The following is a 25,024-nucleotide window of genomic DNA, read 5'->3' on the forward strand; positions in this document are numbered from 1 at the left end:
TACGGGCCTTTTGTTTTTGGGGCCTAATGGCTGTGCCACCTTGCTCATGGGCACAGTTTCCACTAGGCCAATACCGATTTATTTTGCCACGACGGATGAGACATGCGCCTTTCCCGCTATTTTCTGCCGGTTTTGAAAGAAAACCCAGCCGAAGCCCAAATCGTATCGCACCGCCTGATGCTGCGGGCGGGCATGATCAAACAGCAATCCGCTGGCATCTATTCGTGGTTGCCGTTGGGTTTCAAAGTGCTGCGCAAGATCGAAGATATTGTTCATGACGAACAAATCCGCGCAGGTCACATCCCGATGCAGATGCCAACCCTGCAAACGGCAGACCTGTGGCGCGAATCTGGTCGCTATGATGCCTACGGCCCTGAAATGCTGCGCATGAAAGACCGTCACGACCGCGACATGCTGTTTTCGCCAACCGCCGAAGAAATGTTCACTGACGTGTTCCGTGCGCATGTCAGCAGCTACAAAGACCTGCCACTGACCCTGTACCAAATCCAGTGGAAATTCCGCGATGAAATGCGTCCTCGTTTCGGGGTGATGCGTGGCCGCGAATTCTACATGAAAGACGGCTATAACTTTGACCTGACCAAAGAGGATGCGCTGCACGCGTATAACCGCCACTTGGTCAGCTATTTGCGCACCTATGAACGCATGGGGCTGCAGGCGATTCCGATGCGTGCGGATTCGGGCCCGATTGGCGGCGATGATACGCATGAATTTTTGGTTCTGGCCGAAACGGGCGAATCCGAAGTGTTCTATGACGCACAGATCACCGATCTGACCTTTGGCGACCGCGAAATCGACTATGATGACCGCGCAGCTTGTCAGGGCGTGTTGGAAGAATTCACCAGCCGTTACGCACGCACAGACGAAACCCATGATGAGGCCGTGTTCAACGAAGTCCCAGAGGAACGCCGCCGCGTAGCCCGCGGTATCGAGGTTGGCCAGATCTTCTATTTCGGCACCAAATATTCCGAAGCGATGAACGCGACCGTTGTCGATAGCGACGGCAACAAAGTGCCAGTGCACATGGGATCGCATGGTATCGGTGTGTCCCGTCTTCTGGGCGCGATTATCGAAGCGAACCACGACGACAACGGTATCATCTGGCCAGAGGGCGTGACGCCATTCCACGTCGGCATCGTGAACCTGAAACAGGGCGACGAACAGGCGGATGCCGCTTGTGAATCGCTGTACAAAGAAATCACAGCCGCTGGTTTTGAACCTTTGTACGACGACCGCAATGAACGCGCTGGCGGCAAATTCGCGACGATGGACTTGATCGGTCTGCCATGGCGCATCACTGTCGGTCCACGCGGTCTGAAAAACGGTGTGGTCGAATTGACCAGCCGCCGCACAGGCGAAAGCGTCGAATTGGCGCCTGCCGACGCGGTTGCAAAAATCAAAGAGATTTACGCAAAGCACCCTGATCCGAAGGGCGCGTAATTTGCACAAGGTCTGAACAGAAAGCCCCGCCAAACTGGCGGGGTTTTTTATTGGGTTGGCAGCGGCACTACGGTGGTCAAAATCGCGGTTAATGCGATGATCAACATCATCAATACCCATTCCACCCGTATTGATGTGACCAGCATTGCGGCGGCCTGTTCGTCGCCTTGGGCCATTGCGGGCGTCAGGCGCAATTTGTTCAGCACCGCCAATCCCAGCAGGGTCGACACAAACAGGACTTTGATCAGCAATATGCGCCCATACCCCGTCAAAATCGCGTCAAATGACCCCAATAGAGCGTAGCTCATGAACAGGCCTGCAACGATCAACGCAGGCACCATAACAACCGCAATCCGCCCGAAATCATGCCCCAGCTGCGCGGCTGTTTCAGTGGCGGTCTGGTCGCTGGCCAGACGTTTTAGCGGGAACAGGATGCCGATCCAGAATGCGATCGCCAGCAGGTGAATATAGTGCAGCACGCTAAGGGTGATGTTGTCGACGGCGGGGATATGGCCAACGACAACCAATGACGCCACGGCGATCAATCCGCCAACGACCGAAATGGGCATCCAAACCGCACCCAACGCACATATCGCAAGTCCCACAAGCTGGAGCTTTAGCGACAACCCGCTTTGTGTTGACCACAATAGGCCCAGCATTTCAGGGTCGGTCATGCCTGAAATGTCACCGGTCAATGCGGCGCCTTTCATGGCGAAAAATTCAGCGCTGCCCACAATTCCCAAAACGGCGAATGCAATGATCGTGGTTTTGGTGTCGCGAAGCCTGAACAATGTGGTGCATATTGCCGTTCCCGCAGCGCCCAGAATGCCCAGATACATCGCCCATTTGGCGGCTATTTCAACAACGATCCAAATGTCTGTCATGGCTGAACGACAAAGCTGAATTGACCATTTTGCGGATGCCCATCATCCCCCAGACCGCGCCATTCGATGACGTAGGTTCCGGCCGCCTGTGATGGAAACGGTAGCGCGAAATCCTGAGCAAAGGATTTATGCGCGGACAGATCAAAGGTGCCAGACTGGTCATCCATCGACCAATCAACGCGGGTCAATCGTATCGCGCGGGCAAAGGTCAGGGTCACGACATCGGGCGGCATTGCTATTTCCGATCCCGCAGCAGGGGTCGTTTCGCGCAGGGGCGAATGGGCCGCAATAGGGGCGGCCAAGCACGTCATGATGGCGATCAAAGCAAAGCGTTTCATGGCGTCTCCTTCTTTAATTGCTATCATTAGCACGGTGGCCTTTGCAGATATAGCTGATGATGGTCGCAACAGCGTGAGGGGGCGTTCCTGCAGGATTGCCCCTTTGTGTGCAAGGCTTAGGTTGCCTAAACCACCGCGCGGGCGTAAAGCAAACGAATGAAGATTTTGTTTCTTGGCGATGTAGTGGGCCGCGGCGGACGCACGGCTGTGACGGAACGGCTGGCGAAAATGCGCGAGGCGTGGAAATTGGATTTCGTCGTTGTGAACGGTGAAAACGCGACGCGCGGAATGGGTCTGTCCGGTGAACATGCCAAGGGCCTGCTGGATGCCGGCGCGGATGTGATTACGCTGGGCGATCACGCATTCGATCAAAAGGACATGATGAGCTTTTGTGAACAAGAGCCGCGTATCATCCGCCCGATCAATTTTTCCAAAGTCGCACCAGGCAAAGGCGCGCGCGTTTTTACAACGACCCGTGGCCAAAAGGTGTTGGTCGCGCAGGTACTGGGCCAAGTGTTCATGAAACGCGCCTTTGATGATCCGTTTTCGGCGATGGATCAGGTGCTACGCCAGTTTCCTTTGGGTGGGTTGGTGCAGGCCGCTTTGGTCGACGTCCATTGCGAAGCTACATCCGAAAAAATGGCGATGGGTCATTTTTGTGACGGCAAGGCCAGCGTCGTTGTGGGCACGCATACCCATGTGCCGACGGGCGATGCGCAGATTTTGCCGAACGGCACGGCGTTCCAGTCGGACGCGGGCATGTGCGGCGACTATGACAGCGTCATTGGCATGAACAAAGCCGAACCAATGCGCCGTTTCGTGACGGGCATGTCCAAAGGCCGGTTTGAACCCGCAATGGGAGAGGCGACGCTATCCGGGCTCTACGTCGAAACCGACGACCGCACGGGCAAAGCCACGCGCGTTGAAATGGTGCGCAATGGTGGCCGTTTGGCGCAATCGGGCCCTAGTCCGCTGTAAGTTTGGCGAAATATACTTGCGCGTAGAAATGCCTATGGCAAATATGCCTTGCTAGCAAAGCGAGGATTCACATGGTTGAATATTTAAACCTGTCCCAGACAGGTGAGGCGATAGTCGCGATTGCGATTGTTATCGGCATGTTCATCATGTTCTTACGCGAAACCTATCCGACCGAAGTGGTCGCGATAACGGGCGTCGCGGTCATGTTGGCGGTCGGTGTGCTGCCGTATGACGTGGCCGTTGCTTCGCTGTCGAACCCTGCGCCATGGACGATTGCCGCGATGTTTATCGTGATGGGCGCGTTGGTGCGGACGGGTGCGTTGTCACGCATGACGCAATTTGCGCAAACCAATGCCGCCACAAACCCCAAACTCACGCTTGCTGGGTTGATGCTGTTTGTCGTTGTTGCATCGGCCTTTGTGAACAACACGCCTGTTGTTGTTGTGATGCTGCCGGTCTTTGTCCAATTGGCGGGAACGCTGGGCGTTTCTGCATCGAAATTGCTGATCCCGCTGTCCTATGCGGCGATCGTCGGGGGCACAACAACCCTGATCGGGACCTCGACCAACCTGTTGGTGGACGGTGTCGCGCGTCAATCGGGGCTAGAGCCGTTCGGCATTTTCGAAGTCACCCCAATCGGCGTCATTATCGCGCTGTACACGTTGGGGTATTTGTATTTCTTCGGTCGCCATATGTTGCCGGACCGGACCAGCATGGCGTCTATGCTGTCAAAGAACGACAAATCCAAAATGCGGTTCTTTACCGAGGCTGTGATTCCACCGGAATCCAACCTGATTGGTCGCGAAGTGTTGTCGGTTCAGCTGTTCAAACGCGATGGCGTCCGTCTGATTGACGTGGTGCGCGGCGATGAATCGCTGCGCCGAGATCTACAGAATGTGCAGCTACAGGTGGGCGACCGAGTGGTTTTGCGTACCCAAATCACGGAATTGCTGTCGTTGCAGCGGAATAAATCACTGCGCCGTGTTGATCAGTTGTCTGCGGTTGAAACCTCGACCGTTGAGGTGCTGATCACACCAGAATCCAAAATGGTGGGCCGCCGTTTGGGCCAGATGCGCCTGCGTCGTCGGTATGGTGTCTATGTTTTGGCCGTCCACCGCCGCGATAAAAACATTGGCCGTCAGATCGACGATTTGGTGGTGCGTGTCGGTGATACCTTGCTGCTGGAAGGCGCGCCCGAAGACGTGCAGCGTCTGGCAGATGACATGAGCCTGGGTGACGTGTCGAAACCTTCGGCGCGGGCCTATCGCCGTAACCACGCCCCGATCGCAATTGCGGCAATGATCGGCGTGGTCGCACTGGCGGCGTTTAACGTTGCGCCGATTTTGTTGTTGGCGGTGATAGCGGTGGCTGTTGTCCTGTTAACGGGGTGTATCGACGCGGAAGAGGCATTCGAACACGTCGATGCGTCACTGCTCGCGTTGATTTTCGGGATGTTGGCCGTCGGGGCCGCGTTGGAACATTCAGGCGCGGTTGCGTTGATCGGCAATGCGGTTGCGCCGTTTTTGATGGATTTGCCGCCCTTCGTCGTTGTGTTCTGCGTCTACACATTGTCGATGGTGTTGACCGAATTGGTGTCGAACAACGCGGTGGGTGTTGTGATGACGCCGATCGCGATTGGTCTGGGGCAGGCGCTGGGTGTTGATCCGCGTCCGTTGGTTGTGGCCGTAATGGTCGCTGCATCAGCCAGTTTTTCGACCCCCATCGGGTATCAGACAAACACGTTAGTTTACGGCCCGGGCGGATACAAATTTTCCGATTTCTTGCGCGTAGGCGTGCCGCTGAACGCGTCGCTTGCGTTCCTGTGTTCGGCGATTATCCCTATTTTCTGGCCGCTTTAGGCCAGAAATGCCCCCTCAGGCTTGCAGGCAGGCCGCGCCCTGACATATAGAGACGCGAACTGTCCAAAGACATAAAACAAAGAGGTCCCCATGGCCGGCCATAGTAAATGGGCGAACATTCAGCACCGCAAAGGTCGTCAAGACGCGGCGCGTTCGAAACTGTTCTCGAAACTGTCCAAAGAAATCACCGTCGCTGCGAAAATGGGCGACCCTGATCCAGAAAAAAACCCGCGTCTGCGTTTGGCTGTAAAGGCCGCGAAATCGCAGTCCGTGCCAAAGGACGTGATCGACCGCGCGATTAAAAAATCGCAGGCAGGTGACGGCGACGATTATTCGGAAATCCGTTACGAAGGTTACGGCCCATCGGGCATCGCGATCATCGTCGAAGTGATGACCGACAACATCAACCGTTCCGCATCGAACGTGCGTTCGATTTTCACCAAAGCGGGCGGTAATCTGGGCACCACCGGTTCGGTTTCGTTCATGTTCGATCGCGTTGGCGAAATCGTTTATGACGCATCCGTTGGCGATGCGGACACCGTCATGATGGCCGCGCTAGAGGCTGGCGCAGAGGACGTAGAGTCCGAAGAAGAAGGCCACTGGATCTACTGCGCGATGGAAGATTTCGCAGAGGTGTCCGACGCCTTGGAAAAAGAGCTGGGCGAAGCAAAAGACACCAAACTGATCTGGAAACCTCAGAACCGCACCGACGTGGATCTGGAAACCGCGCAAAAGCTGATGAAGCTGATCGACACGCTGGAAGACGACGATGACGTACAGACCGTCACCGCCAATTTCGACGTGCCAGAGGACGTCGCAGCGCAGTTGGGTTAATCCCCTGCGAAACCATTTCGAAACGGCGTCCATTCGGGCGCCGTTTTTTATTGTCTGGTCGAAAATGGCGCGATAGGCAGTCGTATGGAATTCTGGATTGGTCTACGGACGGGCATTGCCCTGATTTTGGCGATTGGCGCACAGAATGCATTTGTGTTGCGTCAGGGCGTCCGCCGCGAACATGTGCTGGCGGTGGTTCTGGTCTGCGCGATTTCGGACGCGCTGCTGATCGCCGCAGGTGTCGCAGGCATCGGCGCGTTGGTCGAAGCCGCCCCTTGGGCGCTAGAGGTGCTGCGCTGGGGCGGCGTTGCGTTCCTGACATGGTATGGCGTCAAAGCGTTCCGCGCGGCCTATCTGGGCGGCGAAACGATGGAGGCCTCGGGCGGCGCCAAGGTGTCACTGAAAAAGGTGATCACGACCTGCGTCGCGCTGACGTGGCTGAACCCGCATGTCTATCTGGACACGGTTGTTTTGCTGGGGTCCATTTCGGCGCAATTTCCAGGGCGCGAATGGGTATTTGGGGCAGGGGCCATGCTGGGGTCTGTCCTGTTTTTCAGCGCTCTGGGTTTTGGCGCACGCCTGTTGGCCCCCGTGTTCCGCAATCCAACCGCGTGGCGCATTTTGGATGTGTTGGTCGGGCTGCTGATGTGGTCGGTCGCCCTAAAACTGGCTTTTTTGAAAATCTGATCAAATTTCCATTGCGCCTGCGTGATCGCAGGGTCATGACTGGCGTATGACGACTCTTAACGATCAATCGCGGCCCGTTCAGGGTGTTTTGTGGATGTTGGCGACGGGCCTATGCTTTGTCGTGGTGAACGGCATTGTGCGCTATTTGGGCACGGCTTTGCCTGCGCCGCAGTCTGCATTTATTCGATTTTTGTGGGGGTTTGTGTTCCTTTTGCCGGTGCTGGCGCCCGTTCTGAAACGGGGCCTGTCAGCCGAGGCATGGCAGCGGTTCACCTTGCGTGCATTGCTGCATACTTTGGCCGTGAGCCTGTGGTTTTATGCCATGGCGCGGATATCCTTGGCCGAGGTGACAGCGATCGGATACCTCAACCCGATTGTTGTGACCGTCGGCGCAGCGCTGATTTTCGGCGAAGGGTTCGCGTGGCGTCGCATGATGGCGATCTCGGTCGCGATCATCGGGGCGCTGGTCGTTCTGCGGCCCGGTTTGCGGGAACTGTCATCGGGTCATATTGCACAGTTGGGGGCCGCGTTGTCCTTTGGCGCGTCCTATCTGGTGGCAAAAACACTGACCCGCTATGCGCCAGCAGGGGCGGTGGTCGCTATGTTGTCCGCTATGGTCACCATTGCGCTCGCCCCTCTGGCCATATGGCTGTGGGAACCTGTGACGCTGGCGCAGGTGTTGTGGCTGGGCGGAGTCGCGGCCTTTGCCACGGCTGGGCATTACTGCATGACCCGCGCCTTTGCTGCCGCGCCAATGACGGTGACGCAGCCCGTGACATTCTTACAGTTGGTTTGGGCCAGTTTGATGGGCTGGATCGTGTTCCACGAATCCATCGATCCCTATGTGTTGCTGGGCGGCGGGATGATCATTGCCGCGATCAGTTACATGACCATACGCGAAGCCCAGTTGCGCCGCCGCATTACCCCAGCGCCCAATCAGGCGAAAATCTGATCAGTCGATCGTGACCGTTTGGGTCAACGCGCCCGTGCCGCGATCGTAAATCAGGATAGTATCGGCGTCCGTGGTTACCGCGAACCAATCAGTGCCTTGGGTGAAACTGATGGCCGAAACACCGTCGGGCAGGGTAATTTGTTCGGGCAAGGGCAAAGGATCTGCGTTCAAACGGATGACAAGCGTCAGAATAAGGACTACGAACCCCGCAATCATGACCACGGCCATCGCAGTCACCAGACGTTTCAAATACGTCACCAGCGGAGGGTCGATTTCGTTTTCAGGAGCCTGATCCATGGCCGAGACCTTTGTCGAATTCATCATCGCGGAAAACCCGCCTGCGCGCCTTGATAAGGCTCTTTCGCGCGATGTACCAGCAGAGGCTGACCTAAGCCGGTCGCGTTTGTCCAAACTGATCGAACAGGGCGCGGTTCTGGTGAACGGTGCGGTCGTCGAAAACCCGCGCCACAAGGCCGAAGAGGGCGACCAGATCAAAATCACGGTCGAGGTCGCAATCGAAAGCCACATCGAAGGCGAAGATATTCCCCTGAACGTGGTCTATGAGGACGACGATCTGATCGTTATCGACAAACCCGTTGGCATGGTGGTGCACCCCGCGCCTGGCACGCCGAACGGCACGCTGGTCAATGCGCTGATCCACCATTGCGGCGATAGCCTATCGGGCGTTGGCGGCGAAAAACGCCCCGGTGTTGTGCACCGCATCGACAAAGACACCAGCGGCCTGATGGTCGCCGCGAAATCGGACAAAGCGCACCATGGGCTGGCTGCGCAGTTCGAAAAACACACCGTTAACCGCCGTTATCTGGCGGTGTGCTATGGGGCGCCCGATCAGAACGATCCGCGTATCCACGGCATTCGCGGGACCAATTTTGAATCGGGCAATATCCTGAAAATCCAGACGTTCCTTGCCCGTCATAAAACCGATCGCCAGAAACAGGCGGTCTATTTTGATACGGGCCGCCACGCTGTGACCCGCGCGCGGATTGTGCAGGATTTAGGCACGCCGCCTGCTGCGGCATTGATCGAATGTTGGTTGGAAACAGGCCGCACGCACCAAATTCGTGTTCACATGGCCCATGTCGGCCATTCGTTGATCGGTGATCCCGTCTATGGCGGCAAACGCAAAATGAACACCCGCGCGGTGGGCGAAAAAGGCGCGGCCGCAGCGGCGGCATTTTCGCGTCAGGCACTGCATGCGGCAACATTGGGTTTTGAACACCCCGTCACGGGCGAATGGCTGGAATTCGATTCCCCCTTGCCCGAAGACATGGCCGAACTGGTGACCGCTTTAGGCGGCGAGGCTTGATCAAAATCCGCGTCTTGATGTAGCCTAAGGTTGCAGAACGCCGGGTCCACGGCGCTGTGAACATTCGGAACATTATGACAAATACCTTGATGCGGTTTGCTCATTTAGAGCAGCGTTTAAAGTGGCTAGCCTTTGGTTTGGGGCTGGGCAGCGCAATTTGCGTGGTTTTCGACAATCAATTGGGCGCAATGGTGCTCAGCCTGCCATTCTGCCTGATCTGGATTTATTGCGCGTGGCTGCACGGCGAACGGCAGCTGAAATACATCAACATGCTGTTCATGGCGCTGTATGTGTATGGGCTGTGGCGGTATTACGACCTGCATATTGCTGCGCTGTAATATTGGTTCGCATGTGCGTGAAAGCGCGCAAAATCCACTGGTGCCGCGACGGAGTAGCGTTACATTCCCGTATAACTGCTAATTCGGACCTCTTGAAACGGGGTCTGGGCGTTCCTATTTGGAATGTTAAGCCCTTAAACATTATAAGAAAGGGGATTGGGAATGAGTAACTATCAAAACCTTCCGGCTCCGTCTCCGGAACAGGGGTTAAACCGCTATCTACAGGAAATCCGTAAATTTCCGATGCTGGAACCCGAAGAAGAATACATGCTGGCCAAACGCTGGGTCGATCACGAAGACAGCAATTCGGCCCATAAACTGGTGACATCGCACCTGCGTTTGGCGGCCAAAATCGCCATGGGTTACCGCGGCTATGGTCTGCCGCAAGCCGAGGTGATTTCCGAAGCAAACGTCGGCCTGATGCAGGCCGTCAAACGGTTCGACCCTGAAAAAGGGTTCCGCCTTGCGACTTATGCAATGTGGTGGATCCGTGCGTCCATTCAGGAATACATCCTGCGGTCATGGAGCCTTGTGAAACTGGGCACCACGTCGGCGCAAAAGAAACTGTTCTTTAACCTGCGCAAAGCCAAAAACCGCATCGGCGCGTTAGAGGATGGCGATTTGCGCCCCGAAAACGTGAAAAAGATCGCTACAGATCTGGGCGTGACCGAAGACGAAGTGATTTCGATGAACCGCCGTATGTCCGGCGGTGACGCATCCCTGAACGCAACCGTTGGTTCGGATGACGAAGGGTCGGCGCAGTGGCAGGATTGGCTAGAAGACGAAGACGCCAATCAGGCGGCTGATTACGAGGCGCGCGACGAATTGGACACGCGCCGCGAACTGCTGGCCGAAGCGATGACTGTGCTGAATGATCGCGAAAAGGATATTCTGGTTCAACGCCGTTTGTCGGACGAAACAGTGACCCTAGAGGATTTGTCGGGTCAGTACGAAGTCAGCCGCGAACGTATCCGCCAGATCGAAGTCCGCGCCTTTGAAAAGCTACAGAAAAGGATGCAGGAACTTGCGGTCGAAAAGGGACTGCTGATCGAAGCTGAATAAAATCAAAGGCGGCCTAGATGGTCGCCTTTTTTAATCGATGATCGGCTTCTTCAGTTGTTGGTTGCACCAACCCTGCCTAGGATTCGCGTGTGGGTAGGATTAGGAGTTTAAATTATGAAACCGGTCAAATGGGGCGTTTTGGGCGCCGCTAAATTCGCGCGTGAACACATGGCCCGCGCCATCCATGCCGCCGAAGGCGCAGAGTTTTATGCGATTGCGACGTCGTCCGTCGAAAAAGCCGCACCGTTCCAGGCGTTTCAACCAAATCTGAAAGTCTACACCGACTACGCAGAGCTGCTCTCTGATCCGGACATCGACGCGGTGTATATTCCGCTGCCAAACCATTTGCATGTGGAATGGACGATCAAGGCGTTAGAGGCTGGAAAACACGTTTTGTGTGAAAAACCGATCGCCATGGGCGAGGCTGATTTTGATCGTTTGATCGCAGCACGCGATGCATCGGGCAAACTCGCCGCCGAAGCGTTCATGATCGCCCACCACCCGCAATTTGCCCGCGCCAAAGAGGTGCTGCAATCGGGCGTTTTGGGCGATTTGGTGTTGGTCGATACTGTGTTCAGTTTCAACAATGGTGCGGACAAAGACAATATTCGCAACCGTCCCGAAACGGCAGGGGGCGCATTAGGTGACATCGGCGTTTATGCCTTTGGGTCGGTTCGTATGGTTACGGGCGAAGAACCCGTTCAAATCCGCGCCGCCAACATCCGCCGTGAAAACGGTGTGGACGTGTTCAGCCAAACCATGGCCGAATTCCCGTCGTTCGAATACCAAGGTACGGTTTCCATGCGCATGTCGAACCGCCAGCATCTGACGTTCCACGGCACCAAAGGTCACATGACCCTGACAGCGCCGTATAACGCGGGCGTTTATGACATTGCCGAACTGACCGTCGAAGCCCCAGCAATGGAACGCCACGTCGAACGCTGGCCCGCGGTCAATCATTACGTCCTGCAGGTGCAAAATTTCTGTGCGACAGTGCGAAACGGTGCTGAATATCCAGTCCCATTGGAATTTAGTCGCGGCACACAGGCCATGACCGACATGGTTGTTGATAAGGATCACAATACCGAATCCTAACCGGGTGTATCATCGGGGCGTTCAACCGATTGGAGGCCCCGATGACCGATAATGACTTTACGCCCGAACCTGCGGCACAAGTTACGAACGACGAAAATATGTGGATGCGGCTGCTGTGGCTGATCTTGGTCGCGATTTTGATCAGCCTTGCCAACACGGTTCAGTTCGTGCTGGCCGTCGTGCAGTTCATCATCATGATCGTGAATAAAGGCAAACCCAACGAAAACTTGGCGGAATTCGGCACCGCGCTGGGTTTGTGGTTTGCCAAGGCCGTCCGCTATCAATCTGCGGCAAGCCCTGCCAAACCATGGCCGTGGACCGATCTGGATTAATATAGACGCGCCCGCAAAACGCGGATCATATTTCCGCCCATGACCTTTGCGATCTGGCCGTCCGTCAGGCCCGCATCGATCAATGCATGGGTCAAGGCGGGTAATTCGGATGTGTCAAACGCCGTTTCGACCGATCCGTCAAAATCCGATCCCAGTGATACGTGGTCTTCTCCGACCTCGGCTATGGCGGTTGTGATCATTTTGGCGATCGCATCAGGGCTGGGGTATTCGCACACAACATCAGCCCAATAGCCCATGCCGATCACACCGCCAGTCGCGGCAATGTCGCGCATCAGATCGTCAGGAAAATTCCGTTTCACAGGACGTCCATGTTGCCAATATCGCCTTCTAATGGGTGGGCGCCTTCGATGCCCAGAATGCCAGCGGTGATATCGGAACCCGCCGCGCGGTCGGCCAATACAGCGTCCAGGCCGGCCTTGTCGGTGACAATGCGCAACGCATCAGGCGCGCGGTGTTCGAAACGGTGCAGCTTTTCCGACTGATACACCGCGCGTTCTAACAAACTATCCCACGTGCGCAGGGGCCATAGTTGGCCGACCGCCAGTAACGTGATGTTATCAAAGGCATCATCGCTGTTTTCATCGTAATTCAGCCCCGCAGGGGATTTCGTGACGGCGGTGAAAACCTGAACGGCCACGTTGCCTTCGGTCAGGCGGGGTAGGTCGACCTGACCGTAACTGCCGCGTTCTGTCAGGTCGCGGTTCCACAGCAAACTATCCGCATGCCAATCGCCTACAATCAGGTTTGCGTGCAATTCGGCGGCATTTTGCGATACGGGGTAGGGATCATGCGCGATGACATTGTTACGGCCTTTTTCAACGATCTTTGGCGCAAATATGAAAAAAGCCGCAGCCGCTGCGACGATCAGGCCCAAACGACAGCTAAAAATTTTTTGAACATCGATAATCCCCCTACCTCTGATTTCAGACTGGCACGGGTTGGGGATTCTTTCTAATAGGCTGCGTGACGTCAGCCCATATGTTCCATCGGGGTCCACGCCGTAACGACAGATGTTTCCCCTGACCACGCATAAAAACTGCCTGCGGTGGACGGAGATATATCGATACCCGTTAATTTACTGCGCAACACGGTGCCCACGTAGGGGTGGCCGATAAACAGGGTGTTGTCAGGTGCGGTGCGCATGATCAACGATACCTCGGCGACGATGCGGGTCTGTAAATCCGCCGTGTCGTCCGAGGTTTCGTTCAAACGCGGTCGGATCAGGATCGGACAGCCCAAGGCCCCCGCGATGATCGCGCCCGTTTCCACCGCTTTGGTTTCGGCGCTGGTGACGACCTGTTTGATATGGGCCACTGCGCCTGATTGAACGATGTCAAGCGTCCTGTCCCGCCCGATCTGTGACAACCGCCAAAGAGCAGGGTCGCAGGTTGGGTCAGGTGTCACCTCTGGGTGGGACAGGTAATAGAACATATTGTCAAAATCGGCCCCGACGATCGGGGCCGCCCATGTTAGTCTTCCATGGCCTCCAGTTCGTCGATCATACCTTCGATCATCGACAGACCTTTGGACCAGAATGCAGGATCTGATGCATCCAAACCGAACGGTTCCAACAGATCCTTGTGGTGTTTCGATCCGCCCGCTTTCAGCATTGCAAAGTATTTATCTTTGAATTCTTCACCGGACTGTTCGTACACAGCATAAAGTGCGTTCACGAGTCCATCTCCGAATGCATATGCGTACACATAGAACGGAGAATGGACAAAATGCGGGATATACGCCCAGAATGTTTCGTATCCGGGCATAAATTCGAACACGTCGCCAAGGCTTTCGCCCTGAACCGACATCCACAGATTGTTGATATCGTCTGGCGTCAATTCGCCGTTGGTGCGGGCGGCGTGCAGTTTGCATTCGAAATCATAGAACGCGATCTGACGGACAACCGTGTTGATCATATCCTCGACCTTGCCGGCCAGCAGGACCTTTTTCTCGGTGTCGGATTTGGCGTTTTTCAGCAGCGCACGGAAGGTCAGCATTTCGCCAAACACAGACGCCGTTTCGGCCAGCGTCAGCGGGGTGGACGACAGCATTTCGCCCTGTTCGGCGGCCAGTACCTGATGCACGCCGTGGCCCAGTTCATGGGCCAGCGTCATCACGTCACGCGGTTTGCCCAGATAGTTCAGCATCACATAGGGGTGCACGGTGGTGACCGTTGGATGCGCGAATGCGCCTGGCGCTTTGCCCGGTTTAACAGGCGCGTCGATCCAACCTTTTTCAAAAAACGGTTTCGCCAGATCAGCCATGCGCGGGTCGAAATCGCCATAGGCGTCCATGACGATCTTTTCTGCCTCGGGCCAGTCAACGATACGGTCCGTTTCGATAGGCAGAGGCGCATTGCGGTCCCAGACCTGCATTTTGTCTAGGCCCAGCCATTTGGCCTTTAGCTTGTAATAGCGGTGCGACAGGCGCGGGTAGGCGTCGACTACGGCGTTGCGCAGGGCCTCGACGACTTCGGATTCGACGTGGTTGGACAGGTGGCGGGCCATCTGCGGGGTTTCAAATCCGCGCCAACGGTCTTCGACCTCTTTTTCTTTGGCCAGCGTGTTGTGAACGCGGGCAAAAGTTTTGATGTTTTCACCAAAAACGCGGGCCAGTTCGCGGGCGGCGGATTCGCGTTTGGACCGGTCCTGTTCGGACAGGAAATTCAATGTGCCTTCGATGTTGTGGTCTGTGCCATCAACGGTAAACGTCAGGCCTGCAATGGTTTCATCGAATAGTTTGTTCCACGCGGTCGCGCCAACGACCGAATTGTCGTGTAGGAATTTTTCCAATTCGTCCGACAGCTGGTACGGTTTCATCGCGCGCATACGGTCCAGCACAGGGCGATAGCGGGCCAGCTGTTCGTTTTCCGACATCAGCTGCGCATAGCGGTCATCGGCGATGCGGTTGAATTCCAGCGACCAGAACACCAGAGGCGTGGTGTAGGTGGTGATTTTGTCCTGACAGTCGGACATGAATTTCGCGCGGTCGGCGTCGGTGGTCAGCTGGTAATACCGCAGGCCCGCATAGGACATGATGCGCCCCGCTACGGTGTCGATGCGTTCATAGCGCAGGATCGCCTCTAGCAGGTCAGAGGATCCCAGATCAGCCAGTTTGCCTTCGTAATCGGCGGCAAAGGATGCGCAGGCCTGTTCCAGCCAATCCATATCGCGTTTGAATTCGGCGCTATCGGCGGCCGGATACAGGTCGGTCAGATCCCATTCGGGCAGATCGCCCAGATCAGCTCCGCCATTTGCATTCGCGTCCCAAAGGGGCTGTTTGGTAAACATTACTGCGTCCTTTCAAATCGTCTTGCACAACAGATAGTGCGGCAAGGGGCGGGATGAAAGGTTTAGCTGGCGTGCGCGCGGAAATGTTCGGCGATACGGTCAAAGGCATCGGTGCGGATTTCGGCGCGCTCCATCAGGATTTCATGGCGGCCGCCGTCATATTCCACCAGCGCGTCGCCGGGCCATTTGCCCGCGACATAGCGCACGCATTTGGAATCGACGATTTTTTCGTCGCTGCCCAGCAGGACAATCGCGGGCGTTTTAGCCGCAGGCATGGCGCGCAGTTTGTACATTTCGTTCAACGCCTGAAACAGCCAGCCTAATGTCGGCCCGCCTAATGCCAGATCGGGCTGCGCCTGCAGCTGATCGCGCATGTAGGTGTACATGTCGTCATCAGTGGTCAGGTTGTTGCCATCAAACGGGTTCACGGCGACATAGGTGTCTTCGGATTGGCCTAGGGCCAGTTTGCCGTTGATCCCAAGCGGACGCGCCAGCGATGACACGAACCACGCCGCAGGGCGGATCGCAGCGCCCAGATTGATGCCCCACATCGGCGCAGAAAAGGCCGCCGCGCGGACGGGCAGGCCGTTGTGCAACGCGCGCAGGCCAATACAGCCACCCATCGAATGGCCGATCAGGAAAAACGGTTCGGGCAATTTGATACGGCGGGCATAGTCCACCATGGCCTGAACATCACGCTGGTAATCGGTGAAACGGTCCACATGGCCCAGCATCGGGTTATCCAGCAGGCGATCCGCAATGCCCTGACCGCGCCAGTCAATCGCCAGCACGTTAAAGCCGCGATCGGTCAAAGAAACAGCATCGCGGCCATATTTTTCAATGTATTCCGTGCGCCCCGGAAATAGCAGGATCGTGCCAACGGCATTCTGGGTCGTCCAATGGGCCACGCGCACGCGCACCCCGTCAGATGTGGTCAGCCATTCGGCATGGCCACCATTTGGACCTTGGGCGATATCTGCGAAAAAGGGCGCGCCGGACATTAGGCCAGAACGCCTGCCAGTTTCATCGCGGTGCCCATGTCACCGTCGACGGACAGTTTGCCGGTCATGAATGCGGTGGTTGGGTTTTCTTCGCCTTCTAGGATGGCTTGGAACGTTTCGGCGGTCGCGGTCAGGGTCACGTCTGCGTCGTCGTCGCCTGCATGTACGCCTGCGCCGTCGATCATGATCGCGCCTTCGCCTTCGATCACGAATTTGGCCGACCCGTCAAAACCGCCGTCGATTTTTTCGCTTAGGGCTTCGACTGCTTTGGTCACGATATCGCTCATTTGACTTCCTTTCGTCTAAGTTTGCGCGCCACCTCTGGTGATCGGCGCGAATTACGCTACATTCATGTTATGGGCATGATTACGCAAACGTACAAACCTATCGTTACGGCATTCGCCTTTGTTATTGTGGGCACCCTAGCGGCTTGGGGGCAATCTGCAACCGTAGACGAATTGTTCGATCGGCTGGAGCGCGCCGACGAGGCTGAAGTCGTCCGCCTAGAATCGCAAGTCATGACGGAATGGAGCAAATCGGGGTCCCCATCGGTCGATTTGCTGCTGCAACGCGGGCAAGAATCGATTGGCGCTGGTGATTTTCCGACGGCCGTGGATCATTTCACCGCTGCGATAAATTATGCCCCCGATTTCGCCGAAGCCTACAACGGACGCGCCACCGCATTTTTCATGATGGGCGAATTGGGGCCTTCGATTGATGATATTCGCCAAACACTGGTGCTGAACCCACGCCATTTTGGCGCCCTGATGGGTTTCGCGGCGATTCTGGAAACGGTGGGGCAGCCGGAACGCGCTCTTGAAGTTTATCAGAAAATTCAGGACATGATCCCTGCGGATCCAAACGCCAACGCGGCGATTGACCGTTTAACACTAGACTTGCAGGGTCAGACGCTCTGATCGCTGTTCCAATCGGGGATAGGCACCATGGACGCGCGCGTCACGGCTGTATTGGGCCCGACCAATACCGGCAAAACCCATTACGCCATCGAACGGATGCTGGCCTATCCAACGGGCATTATCGGCCTGCCGCTGCGGTTGCTGGCACGAGAGGTCTACGACCGCATCGTCGCTATTCGCGGCCCGTCTGTTGTTGCGCTGATCACGGGCGAAGAACGGATTATGCCGCCGCGCGCCAAATACTGGGTCTGCACGGTCGAAGCGATGCCCGAAGGCATGGGCTGTGATTTCCTAGCCATCGACGAAATCCAGCTATGCGCTGATCCCGAACGCGGGCACGTCTTTACCGACCGATTGCTGAACGCGCGCGGGCTAAAAGAAACGGTGTTTTTGGGGTCTGACACGATGCGTCAGGCGATTGCGGACAACGTGCGCGGCGTGCAGTTTATTCGCCGCGAACGTATGTCCACGCTGACCTACGCAGGTTCGAAAAAGATAAATAGAATGCCCGGACGCACCGCAATCGTCGGGTTTTCTGTTGAAAATGTGTATGCCATCGCCGAACTGCTGCGCCGTACCAAAGGCGGCGCTGCGGTGGTTATGGGCGCACTGTCGCCGCGTACGCGCAACGCGCAGGTCGATATGTATCAGAACGGCGATGTCGATTATCTGGTCGCGACAGACGCCATTGGTATGGGCCTGAACCTAGACATTGATCACGTCGGTTTTTCCGCGCTGACCAAATTTGACGGACGGCGGATGCGGTATCTGGAACCGGACGAATTGGCCCAGATCGCAGGCCGCGCAGGGCGTCACATGTCGCACGGCACGTTCGGCGTCACGGGCGAGGCGCATGAGCTGGACGAAGGCGTTGTTGCCGCGATTGAAAATCACCAATTCAAACCCGTCAAAAAACTGCAATGGCGCAATGGTCGCCTACAATTTGGCAGCGTTGGCCGTTTGATCCAGACGCTGGAACAGCGCACCGATGACCCGTGGCTGACCCGCGTGCGCGAATCCGATGATTTGGCCGCGCTGAAAAATCTATCGAACGATGCCGAGGTGATGGCCCGCGCATCTGACGGCCCATCTGTGCGTTTGCTGTGGGACGTGTGCCGAATCCCTGATTTTCGCGGGATCAGTCAGGGCGAACACGCGAACCTTTTGCGCGACATTTTCGGATTTTTGCACCAACATGGGCATGTCCCCGAAGATTGGTTCGCCCGTCAGGTGAAACGCATTGATCGTAAGGATGGTGATATTGACACATTATCCAAACGATTGGCCTTTATCCGCACTTGGACCTATGTGGCTCAGCGTAAAGGGTGGTTAAAAGACGAAAACCATTGGCGCGATGCGACTCGCGCTGTAGAAGACCGATTGTCAGATGCCTTGCACGAAGGCCTGACCCAAAGATTTGTGGACCGGCGGACGAGCGTTCTCCTTCGCCGGCTCAAGCAGAAGGAGGGCCTTGTGGCCGAAGTAAACGATCAGGGTGAAGTGACTGTCGACGGCGAATACGTCGGCAAGTTGGAAGGTTTCCGTTTCCGCATGGACAAAACAGGGAGCCCCGATGAGGCGAAAACCCTGCGCCAAGCGTCCGTTCAGGCGTTGGCGCCGCAGTTCCATCTGCGTGCGGACCGTTTCTATAACGCGCCGGACACCGAAATCGACTATACCGAACAGGGTGGTCTGATGTGGGGTGAACATGCGGTTGGTAAACTGGTCGCAACGCAAGACCCGCTGAAACCGCAAGTACAAGCGTTCGTCGATGACGAAGCTGGTGATGACGTGGCCCAAAAGGTCCAGCGCCGTTTGCAGCATTTCATCGACCGCAAAATCGCGGCGTTGTTCGAACCGATGCTGAACATGCAGCGCGACGAAGCGTTGACAGGTCTGGCCAAAGGTTTCGCCTTCCGTCTGGTCGAAGGTTTCGGTGTGATTTCGCGCGGCGAAATTGCAAACGAAGTCAAAGAACTGGATCAAGACGCCCGTGGCGCGTTGCGCAAACACGGCGTGCGTTTTGGTCAGTTCACGATCTTTATGCCTTTGCTGCTGAAACCTGCGCCGACCCGTCTGCGTCTGGTTCTGTGGTCGCTGGCAAACAAACTGGACGAATTCCCCGAAGCTCCGCCTCCAGGTCTGGTCACGGTTCCTGCGATTTCGGACATGCCTCAGGGCTATTTCACCATGGCGGGGTATCGCGCTGCTGGTGAACGCGCGATCCGTATCGACATGCTGGAACGTCTGGCTGACATGCTGCGCGACAAAGACAGCCGTGGTGGTTTCGAAGCCAACCCAGACATGCTGTCGATCACAGGTATGACGCTGGAACAGTTCGCTGATCTGATGCAGGGCCTAGGCTACCGCGCAGAAAAAGGCGAACGGACCAAGGTAAAGGCCGTGGATGCGGTTGTTCCTGCGGCTGCTGGCGGCGAAGAAGCAGCCGCTGCAGACAGCGTTCCTGCGGCAGATGCCATCGTTGACGCTGGCGTTGCGCCGATTGCGGAAACTCCGGCAGAGGAAACCCCAGCAGATCCAATCGCTGATGTGTCCGAAACCGAAGTACCAACCGGCGAAGCGGCTGATGCAGGCGTTGAAACTGCCGAAGTCGAAGTGTTCTACACCTTTACTTGGGGTGGTCGGCAGGGCGGTAACAACCGCCGTCAGGGTGGTAAACCCGCTGGCAAACCTCGTCAGGGCGGTAAACCGAACGCAAAAGGCAAAGGCAAAGGTCCAAAGGGCGGCAACAAAGCCAAATCCTTTGAGGCGAAACCAAAGCGGGAAAAACAGATCGATCCTGATAACCCGTTCGCCGCTGCATTGTCTGGTTTCAAAACCAAATAATGGACGACACACGCCCTACGATCCGGGTTGATAAATGGCTGTGGCATGCGCGTTTTTTCAAGACGCGCACGCTGGCTGCCACGATTGTCAAACAGGGCAAGGTGCGTGTGGACAGCAATCCAATCAGTAAACCGGCCCGCACTGTCGGGCCGGGTGACGTTTTGACCTTTGTTCAGGCGACCAACGTGCGCGTCGTGCGAATCTTGGACATCGGCGAACGCCGCGGCCCCGCCCCCGAAGCGCAGGCCCTATACGAAGATTTATCTCCACCAGAAGAGAAATCCGTAGAAAAAGCTTCTAAAAATCCATCATTTGATGGGAAAGGACGCCCTGGAAAGCGCGAGAGACGGAACATGGCGTCGCATCTTTCGGGTGATGGGCCATTCGGGCTTGAATGATTGTGCCCACGGGTCTAGCTAATGGCCCGAACTAATTAGGACAGCCCACATGACTTATGTCGTTACCGAAAACTGTATTGCCTGCAAATACACGGACTGTGTCGAAGTTTGCCCCGTAGATTGTTTCTATGAAGGCGAAAACACATTGGTGATCCATCCTGATGAATGCATTGACTGCGGCGTTTGCGAACCTGAATGCCCTGCGGATGCGATCCGTCCGGATACCGAACCAGACATGGAAAAATGGGTCGAATTCAACCGCAAGTATTCGGAAATGTGGCCGGTCATCACCGCCAAAAAAGACCCGCTGCCGAATGCCGAAGAAATGGACGGCAAACCAGGCAAGCTGGAGCTGTTGTCCGAAGCGCCCGGCGAAGGCGATTGATTCGCACATAACGCGTGATTTGAACGGCTCTGATCATTCAGGGCCGTTTTTTCGTTGAAAATCGCGGTTTTCGGGCGAATCGATGTCCCGCTTCCACGGGGGGCTATTTTGTGATATGATATCGCCAATGTTGCCTAGAAATTAACCCATCCCAATACCCCAGACACCCCGACGGAGGCGTAGTGCTCCGCCGGTTTTGTTGTCTTTTGGGGCGGGTTCCAGAGGAAGGATAATCATGACCAAATCGAACGACTTCAATCCTGATGATTACGTTGTTTACCCAGCTCACGGTGTGGGCCAGATCGTTTCGATCGAAAAACAAGAGGTTGCTGGCTTTGAGCTAGAGCTTTTCGTGATTTCCTTTGAAAAGGATAAAATGACCCTGCGCGTGCCAACGAACAAAGCAGAAGAGGTCGGCATGCGTGGCCTGTCGTCGCCTGACGTCGTAGCGCACGCGATGAAAACCCTGAAGGGCAAAGCCAAAGTCAAAAAGGCTATGTGGTCGCGCCGCGCTCAGGAATATGAACAGAAAATCAACTCGGGCGATCTGATCGCAATTGCCGAAGTTGTCCGCGACCTGCACCGCGCAGACGATCAGCGTGAACAGTCCTATTCCGAACGTCAGCTGTACGAAGCTGCTCTGGAACGCCTGACCCGCGAAATCGCGGCTGTTGGCGGCAATGACGAAAAAGAAGCTGCCAAAGAAATCGATAGCGTTCTGGTTTCCCGCGCAGCGTAATCTGCGACACATCCAAAGAAAAAGCCGCGCTAACCAGCGCGGCTTTTTTGTTTGTGGCGGGCACTTACAGCGCGCGCCAACCGATGTCGTTACGATAGAACCCTTCGGGCCAATCGATCTGTTTGATCATCTCATAGGCTTTGGCGTGGGCTTCGGCCAATGTTGCGCCGCGCGCGGTAATGTTCAGAACACGGCCGCCCGTTGCGGTGATGTCGCCGTTGGATTCTGTCGTGCCTGCGTGGAACGTGTAGGCATCGGTGGTTTCTGGCAGAGCAGACAGACCGCGGATAACGGTGCCTTTTTCGTACGCACCAGGATACCCGTTGGACGCCATAACGATGGTCATCGCGTGGTCGTCCGCCCATTGTGCCTGAACTTGGTCCAGACGGCCTTCGGCGCAGGCCAGCATCAGATCCAATGCCTGACCGCCCAAACGCATCATCAGTACCTGACATTCAGGGTCACCAAAGCGGCAGTTGTATTCCACCAGACGCGGCTGGCCGTCTTTGATCATCAGGCCAGCGTATAGAACGCCCTGATATGGCATGCCCTGATTTTTCATCTCGCGCATGGTCGGGATGACGATTTCGTTCAGCGCTTTGGCCGCGATGTCGTCGGACAGAACTGGGGCAGGGGAATAGGCACCCATGCCGCCGGTGTTCGGGCCGGTGTCGCCGTCGCCCACGCGTTTGTGGTCTTGGGCGGTGCCGATCGGCAGCACGGAGTCACCGTCAACAAGGATGAAATAGGATGCCTCTTCGCCTTCCATGAACTCTTCGATCACGACTTCGGCGCCAGCGGAACCGAATTCACCGCCGAACATATCGTCGATGGCGTCCAGCGCGTCTTGTTCGTTCATCGCGACAATCACGCCTTTGCCTGCGGCCAGACCGTCCGCTTTGACAACGATTGGGGCGCCTTGTTCGCGGATATAGGCTTTGGCTGGTTCAGCTTCGGTGAAACGGGCGTAGGCAGCGGTTGGTGCGTTTGCGGCGTCGCAGATCGCTTTGGTGAACGCCTTGGATGCCTCTAGCTGGGCGGCGGCTTTGGATGGGCCGAAAACGGTCAGGCCAGCAGCGCGCAGTTGGTCGGCAACGCCGGCGGCCAATGGGGCCTCTGGGCCGATGATCACGAAATCAATGGCGTTTTCTTCGGCAAAGGTCGCGACCGCATCGCCCGACAGGATGTCGATGTTCGCGCATTCTGCAATCGATGCGATTCCCGCATTCCCGGGCGCCACGATCAGGCGATCACATTTCGGGTTCTGTTTTACAGCCCATGCAAGGCTGTGTTCACGCCCGCCGCTGCCTAGAATCAGGATGTTCATGGTGCCCTCCGCTTGGCCTTTTGTTTGCGGCGTTCTAAGGTTGGTAGGCAAATATAACAAGGCCGACCGACAATGGATCTGTTCGAAGACCCACAAGACAACGCACACGAGTTTTCCGTTTCCGAAATTTCAGGGGCGGTAAAGAAGACGCTGGAAAACGAATTCGGCTTTGTTCGTGTCCGCGGAGAGGTGGGCCGCGTCGTGATCGCACGCACGGGCCACATGTATTTTGACCTAAAAGATGATCGTTCCGTTTTGGCGTCGGTCAGCTGGAAAGGTCAGGTCGCGAAACTGGCCCATCGCCCAGAAGAGGGCATGGAGGTCATCGCCACTGGTCGTTTGACCACGTTTGGGCCGCAGTCGAAATACCAGCTAAACGTCGATGACGTGCGCCCCGCAGGGGCAGGCGCGTTGATGGCTATGTTGGAAAAACGCAAGGCCGCGCTGCAAGCCGAAGGTTTGTTTGCCCCCGAACGCAAACGCCCGCTGCCGTATTTGCCCGAAATCATTGGCGTTGTGACGTCGCCCACGGGGGCGGTTATCCGTGATATTTTGCACCGTCTGCGGGATCGTTTCCCGCGCAAGGTGTTGGTCTGGCCCGTTGCGGTTCAGGGCCGTGATTGCGCGGCCCAAGTCGCCCACGCGATCGAAGGGTTCAACCGTTTGACCCCGGGTGGTGCTTTGCCGCGCCCCGATGTGATCATCGTCGCCCGCGGGGGCGGCAGTATCGAAGATCTGTGGGGCTTTAACGAAGAAATCGTTGTACGCGCGGCGGCGGCGTCGCAAATCCCGCTGATTTCGGCGGTGGGCCACGAAACGGATACAACGCTGATCGACTATGCGTCCGATCTGCGCGCGCCAACGCCGACGGCGGCGGCCGAACATGCGGTGCCTGTGCGGCTGGAGCTGATCAACTGGGTCGATAATCAGGGCGCGCGGTTGTCGCGGGCGGCGACGCAAATGGTGGGTCTGCGTCGTCAGCGTTTGAATGATCTGTCCCGTGCATTGCCCCGCAAAGAGGAATTGCTGGACACCCCGCGCCAGCGTTTGGACATGCTTTCGGAAAAACTGGATGGGGCGCTGCGGGGATATACCGCCCGTAAACGGATCGCGTTGACCGAAACGGCGGGGCATTTGCGGCCTAGTCTATTGTCGGTGCGTGTTGGCAATTTCCGAAATGCCGTAGATGACCGTGCCGCGCGTTTGAAACCCGCGCTGACCCGCCGCGTGGCGACCGTGCGCCGCGACGTTGATAAAATGCAGGCTGATCGCCGTTTGTCCGATGGTTGGGGCCGCATTGTCGAACGGCGTAAATCGCAGTTGGATAGCCTTGCGCGGCTGCATTCGACGCTGGGGTATAAGGCAACGCTGAAACGCGGCTATGCCGTTGTGCGCAGCGGTGATGCCATCGTCACCGACACCAAATCGGCCAAACAGGCCAGCAGCCTAGAGATTGAATTCGCAGATGGTAAATTCGCCGTCGGCGGCGCTGCGCCAAAGGTCAAGAAAACCAAAACGGATGATGGACCAGATCAGGGCAGTTTGTTCTAGGAATTACATTCCAAAATTATCACAAACCAATTCTCGGCTGATGGGGGTCAGCTGATAAATGCCCCCGCTATCGTCATCTTGTAGGATGGCCAGCGTATTTGCGCCTTCGGCAAAGTATAGCCAACAATGCGGGTCGGGATCGAAATCGTAGACAAAGCAGATGGACGGCCCGTCTGCGTACCATGTGCCTGCTTCGCATTGGCCGTCGCCCCAGCTCCAGATTACTTTGTTTTCTGGCAAATACCGTTCGATCCCATAAGGCGCGGACCCAACATATCCAAAGTCAAAGGTTCCGCCCAAAACCCGCGCTTCGAATTCGGACGGTGTAAGGGGCGATTGTGCGGCAAGCGGCGCTGCCAAAATGGATAAAAACAAAGCATAAACTCTCATGCGCGCACTATCGGCGA

Annotated in this window: 28 protein-coding genes; 17 read left to right on the top strand and 11 right to left on the bottom strand. The window is 56.4% G+C overall.

Annotation, left to right across the window (positions count from 1 at the left end):
- Positions 1-102 precede the first annotated feature (102 nt).
- Entirely contained in the window at positions 103-1,458 is a 1,356-nt protein-coding gene (gene proS / locus ACXAGA_RS09690) for a proline--tRNA ligase (RefSeq protein ID WP_475117272.1), read from the top strand.
- A gap of 47 nt (positions 1,459-1,505) precedes the next feature.
- Here proS and ACXAGA_RS09695 read toward each other — a convergent pair whose 3' ends face one another.
- Both ACXAGA_RS09695 and ACXAGA_RS09700 read right to left on the bottom strand, forming a co-directional pair.
- Positions 1,506-2,342, bottom strand: a complete 837-nt coding sequence (locus tag ACXAGA_RS09695) for a copper resistance D family protein (protein WP_475117273.1) — start codon at positions 2,340-2,342, stop codon at positions 1,506-1,508.
- Positions 2,339-2,680: a copper resistance CopC family protein gene (locus tag ACXAGA_RS09700; RefSeq protein ID WP_475117274.1), complete on the bottom strand. Its 342-nt coding sequence runs from the start codon at positions 2,678-2,680 to the stop codon at positions 2,339-2,341. The genes ACXAGA_RS09695 and ACXAGA_RS09700 overlap by 4 nt, the downstream gene beginning before the upstream one ends.
- A gap of 156 nt (positions 2,681-2,836) precedes the next feature.
- Between ACXAGA_RS09700 and ACXAGA_RS09705 the strand changes: the two genes are divergently transcribed.
- From ACXAGA_RS09705 to ACXAGA_RS09725, 5 genes are all read left to right on the top strand, one after another.
- Positions 2,837-3,658 (top strand): TIGR00282 family metallophosphoesterase, encoded by an 822-nt coding sequence (locus ACXAGA_RS09705; RefSeq protein ID WP_475117275.1) that lies wholly within the window; start codon positions 2,837-2,839, stop codon positions 3,656-3,658.
- A 71-nt stretch (positions 3,659-3,729) separates the two neighbouring features.
- Entirely contained in the window at positions 3,730-5,517 is a 1,788-nt protein-coding gene (locus ACXAGA_RS09710) for an SLC13 family permease (protein WP_475117276.1), read from the top strand.
- Between the two features lie 90 nt (positions 5,518-5,607).
- Positions 5,608-6,351 (top strand): YebC/PmpR family DNA-binding transcriptional regulator, encoded by a 744-nt coding sequence (locus tag ACXAGA_RS09715; protein ID WP_475117277.1) that lies wholly within the window; start codon positions 5,608-5,610, stop codon positions 6,349-6,351.
- An 84-nt stretch (positions 6,352-6,435) separates the two neighbouring features.
- A complete protein-coding gene (lysE, locus tag ACXAGA_RS09720; protein WP_475117278.1) occupies positions 6,436-7,038 on the top strand; it encodes an L-lysine exporter in 603 nt (200 codons plus the stop codon).
- Positions 7,039-7,084: 46 nt separating this feature from the next.
- On the top strand, positions 7,085-7,990 hold the full coding sequence (locus tag ACXAGA_RS09725) for a DMT family transporter (protein ID WP_475117279.1): 906 nt from the start codon (positions 7,085-7,087) through the stop codon (positions 7,988-7,990).
- On the opposite strand, the gene ACXAGA_RS09730 is transcribed toward ACXAGA_RS09725, so the two are convergent.
- Positions 7,991-8,287, bottom strand: coding sequence for a DUF6476 family protein (locus tag ACXAGA_RS09730; RefSeq protein WP_475117280.1), 297 nt, complete (start codon positions 8,285-8,287; stop codon positions 7,991-7,993).
- On the opposite strand from ACXAGA_RS09730, the gene ACXAGA_RS09735 reads away from it, so the two are divergent.
- From ACXAGA_RS09735 to ACXAGA_RS09755, 5 genes are all read left to right on the top strand, one after another.
- Complete coding sequence (locus ACXAGA_RS09735; RefSeq protein WP_475117281.1) at positions 8,286-9,317, top strand: RluA family pseudouridine synthase; 1,032 nt, start codon at positions 8,286-8,288, stop codon at positions 9,315-9,317. The genes ACXAGA_RS09730 and ACXAGA_RS09735 overlap by 2 nt on opposite strands.
- 74 nt (positions 9,318-9,391) lie before the next feature.
- Positions 9,392-9,655 carry a peptidase gene (locus ACXAGA_RS09740; RefSeq protein ID WP_475117282.1) on the top strand — a complete coding sequence of 88 codons (264 nt, stop codon included), beginning with the start codon at positions 9,392-9,394 and terminating at the stop codon, positions 9,653-9,655.
- Between the two features lie 162 nt (positions 9,656-9,817).
- Positions 9,818-10,717: an RNA polymerase sigma factor RpoH gene (rpoH, locus tag ACXAGA_RS09745; RefSeq protein ID WP_475117283.1), complete on the top strand. Its 900-nt coding sequence runs from the start codon at positions 9,818-9,820 to the stop codon at positions 10,715-10,717.
- 114 nt (positions 10,718-10,831) lie between these two features.
- On the top strand, positions 10,832-11,812 hold the full coding sequence (locus ACXAGA_RS09750; protein WP_475117284.1) for a Gfo/Idh/MocA family protein: 981 nt from the start codon (positions 10,832-10,834) through the stop codon (positions 11,810-11,812).
- A 41-nt stretch (positions 11,813-11,853) separates the two neighbouring features.
- The gene (locus ACXAGA_RS09755) at positions 11,854-12,144 is read left to right on the top strand and encodes a DUF4389 domain-containing protein (protein WP_475117285.1); all 291 of its coding nucleotides are present in this window, start codon (positions 11,854-11,856) and stop codon (positions 12,142-12,144) included.
- Here ACXAGA_RS09755 and ACXAGA_RS09760 read toward each other — a convergent pair.
- The 6 genes from ACXAGA_RS09760 to ACXAGA_RS09785 form a co-directional block, all read right to left on the bottom strand.
- On the bottom strand, positions 12,141-12,464 hold the full coding sequence (locus tag ACXAGA_RS09760; protein WP_475117286.1) for a membrane dipeptidase: 324 nt from the start codon (positions 12,462-12,464) through the stop codon (positions 12,141-12,143). The genes ACXAGA_RS09755 and ACXAGA_RS09760 overlap by 4 nt on opposite strands.
- The gene (locus ACXAGA_RS09765; RefSeq protein WP_475117287.1) at positions 12,461-13,039 is read right to left on the bottom strand and encodes a membrane dipeptidase; all 579 of its coding nucleotides are present in this window, start codon (positions 13,037-13,039) and stop codon (positions 12,461-12,463) included. The genes ACXAGA_RS09760 and ACXAGA_RS09765 overlap by 4 nt, the downstream gene beginning before the upstream one ends.
- A gap of 95 nt (positions 13,040-13,134) precedes the next feature.
- Positions 13,135-13,596 (bottom strand): histidine phosphatase family protein, encoded by a 462-nt coding sequence (locus tag ACXAGA_RS09770; protein ID WP_475117288.1) that lies wholly within the window; start codon positions 13,594-13,596, stop codon positions 13,135-13,137.
- A gap of 38 nt (positions 13,597-13,634) precedes the next feature.
- The gene (locus tag ACXAGA_RS09775; protein ID WP_475117289.1) at positions 13,635-15,452 is read right to left on the bottom strand and encodes a M3 family oligoendopeptidase; all 1,818 of its coding nucleotides are present in this window, start codon (positions 15,450-15,452) and stop codon (positions 13,635-13,637) included.
- Positions 15,453-15,514: 62 nt separating this feature from the next.
- Positions 15,515-16,453, bottom strand: a complete 939-nt coding sequence (locus ACXAGA_RS09780) for an alpha/beta hydrolase (protein WP_475117290.1) — start codon at positions 16,451-16,453, stop codon at positions 15,515-15,517.
- Positions 16,453-16,740, bottom strand: coding sequence for an SCP2 sterol-binding domain-containing protein (locus ACXAGA_RS09785; protein ID WP_475117291.1), 288 nt, complete (start codon positions 16,738-16,740; stop codon positions 16,453-16,455). Before ACXAGA_RS09785 ends, ACXAGA_RS09780 begins: the two co-directional genes overlap by 1 nt.
- Before the next feature lie 75 nt (positions 16,741-16,815).
- On the opposite strand from ACXAGA_RS09785, the gene ACXAGA_RS09790 reads away from it, so the two are divergent.
- From ACXAGA_RS09790 to ACXAGA_RS09810, 5 genes are all read left to right on the top strand, one after another.
- The gene (locus ACXAGA_RS09790; protein WP_475117292.1) at positions 16,816-17,370 is read left to right on the top strand and encodes a tetratricopeptide repeat protein; all 555 of its coding nucleotides are present in this window, start codon (positions 16,816-16,818) and stop codon (positions 17,368-17,370) included.
- A gap of 27 nt (positions 17,371-17,397) precedes the next feature.
- On the top strand, positions 17,398-20,217 hold the full coding sequence (locus tag ACXAGA_RS09795; RefSeq protein WP_475117293.1) for a helicase-related protein: 2,820 nt from the start codon (positions 17,398-17,400) through the stop codon (positions 20,215-20,217).
- On the top strand, positions 20,217-20,615 hold the full coding sequence (locus ACXAGA_RS09800) for an RNA-binding S4 domain-containing protein (protein ID WP_475117294.1): 399 nt from the start codon (positions 20,217-20,219) through the stop codon (positions 20,613-20,615). The genes ACXAGA_RS09795 and ACXAGA_RS09800 overlap by 1 nt, the downstream gene beginning before the upstream one ends.
- A gap of 49 nt (positions 20,616-20,664) precedes the next feature.
- Positions 20,665-21,000, top strand: a complete 336-nt coding sequence (gene fdxA, locus ACXAGA_RS09805) for a ferredoxin FdxA (protein WP_475117295.1) — start codon at positions 20,665-20,667, stop codon at positions 20,998-21,000.
- A 235-nt stretch (positions 21,001-21,235) separates the two neighbouring features.
- Positions 21,236-21,739, top strand: coding sequence for a CarD family transcriptional regulator (locus tag ACXAGA_RS09810; protein ID WP_086450045.1), 504 nt, complete (start codon positions 21,236-21,238; stop codon positions 21,737-21,739).
- A 64-nt stretch (positions 21,740-21,803) separates the two neighbouring features.
- Here ACXAGA_RS09810 and purD read toward each other — a convergent pair whose 3' ends face one another.
- Positions 21,804-23,066, bottom strand: a complete 1,263-nt coding sequence (gene purD, locus ACXAGA_RS09815; RefSeq protein ID WP_475117296.1) for a phosphoribosylamine--glycine ligase — start codon at positions 23,064-23,066, stop codon at positions 21,804-21,806.
- 72 nt (positions 23,067-23,138) lie between these two features.
- Between purD and xseA the strand changes: the two genes are divergently transcribed.
- On the top strand, positions 23,139-24,617 hold the full coding sequence (gene xseA, locus ACXAGA_RS09820) for an exodeoxyribonuclease VII large subunit (protein ID WP_475117297.1): 1,479 nt from the start codon (positions 23,139-23,141) through the stop codon (positions 24,615-24,617).
- 3 nt (positions 24,618-24,620) lie between these two features.
- Here xseA and ACXAGA_RS09825 read toward each other — a convergent pair whose 3' ends face one another.
- Positions 24,621-25,007 carry a hypothetical protein gene (locus ACXAGA_RS09825; RefSeq protein WP_475117298.1) on the bottom strand — a complete coding sequence of 129 codons (387 nt, stop codon included), beginning with the start codon at positions 25,005-25,007 and terminating at the stop codon, positions 24,621-24,623.
- Between the last annotated feature and the right edge of the window lie 17 nt (positions 25,008-25,024).

It is taken from the genome of Marivivens sp. ABH4_498, from assembly GCF_056160585.1.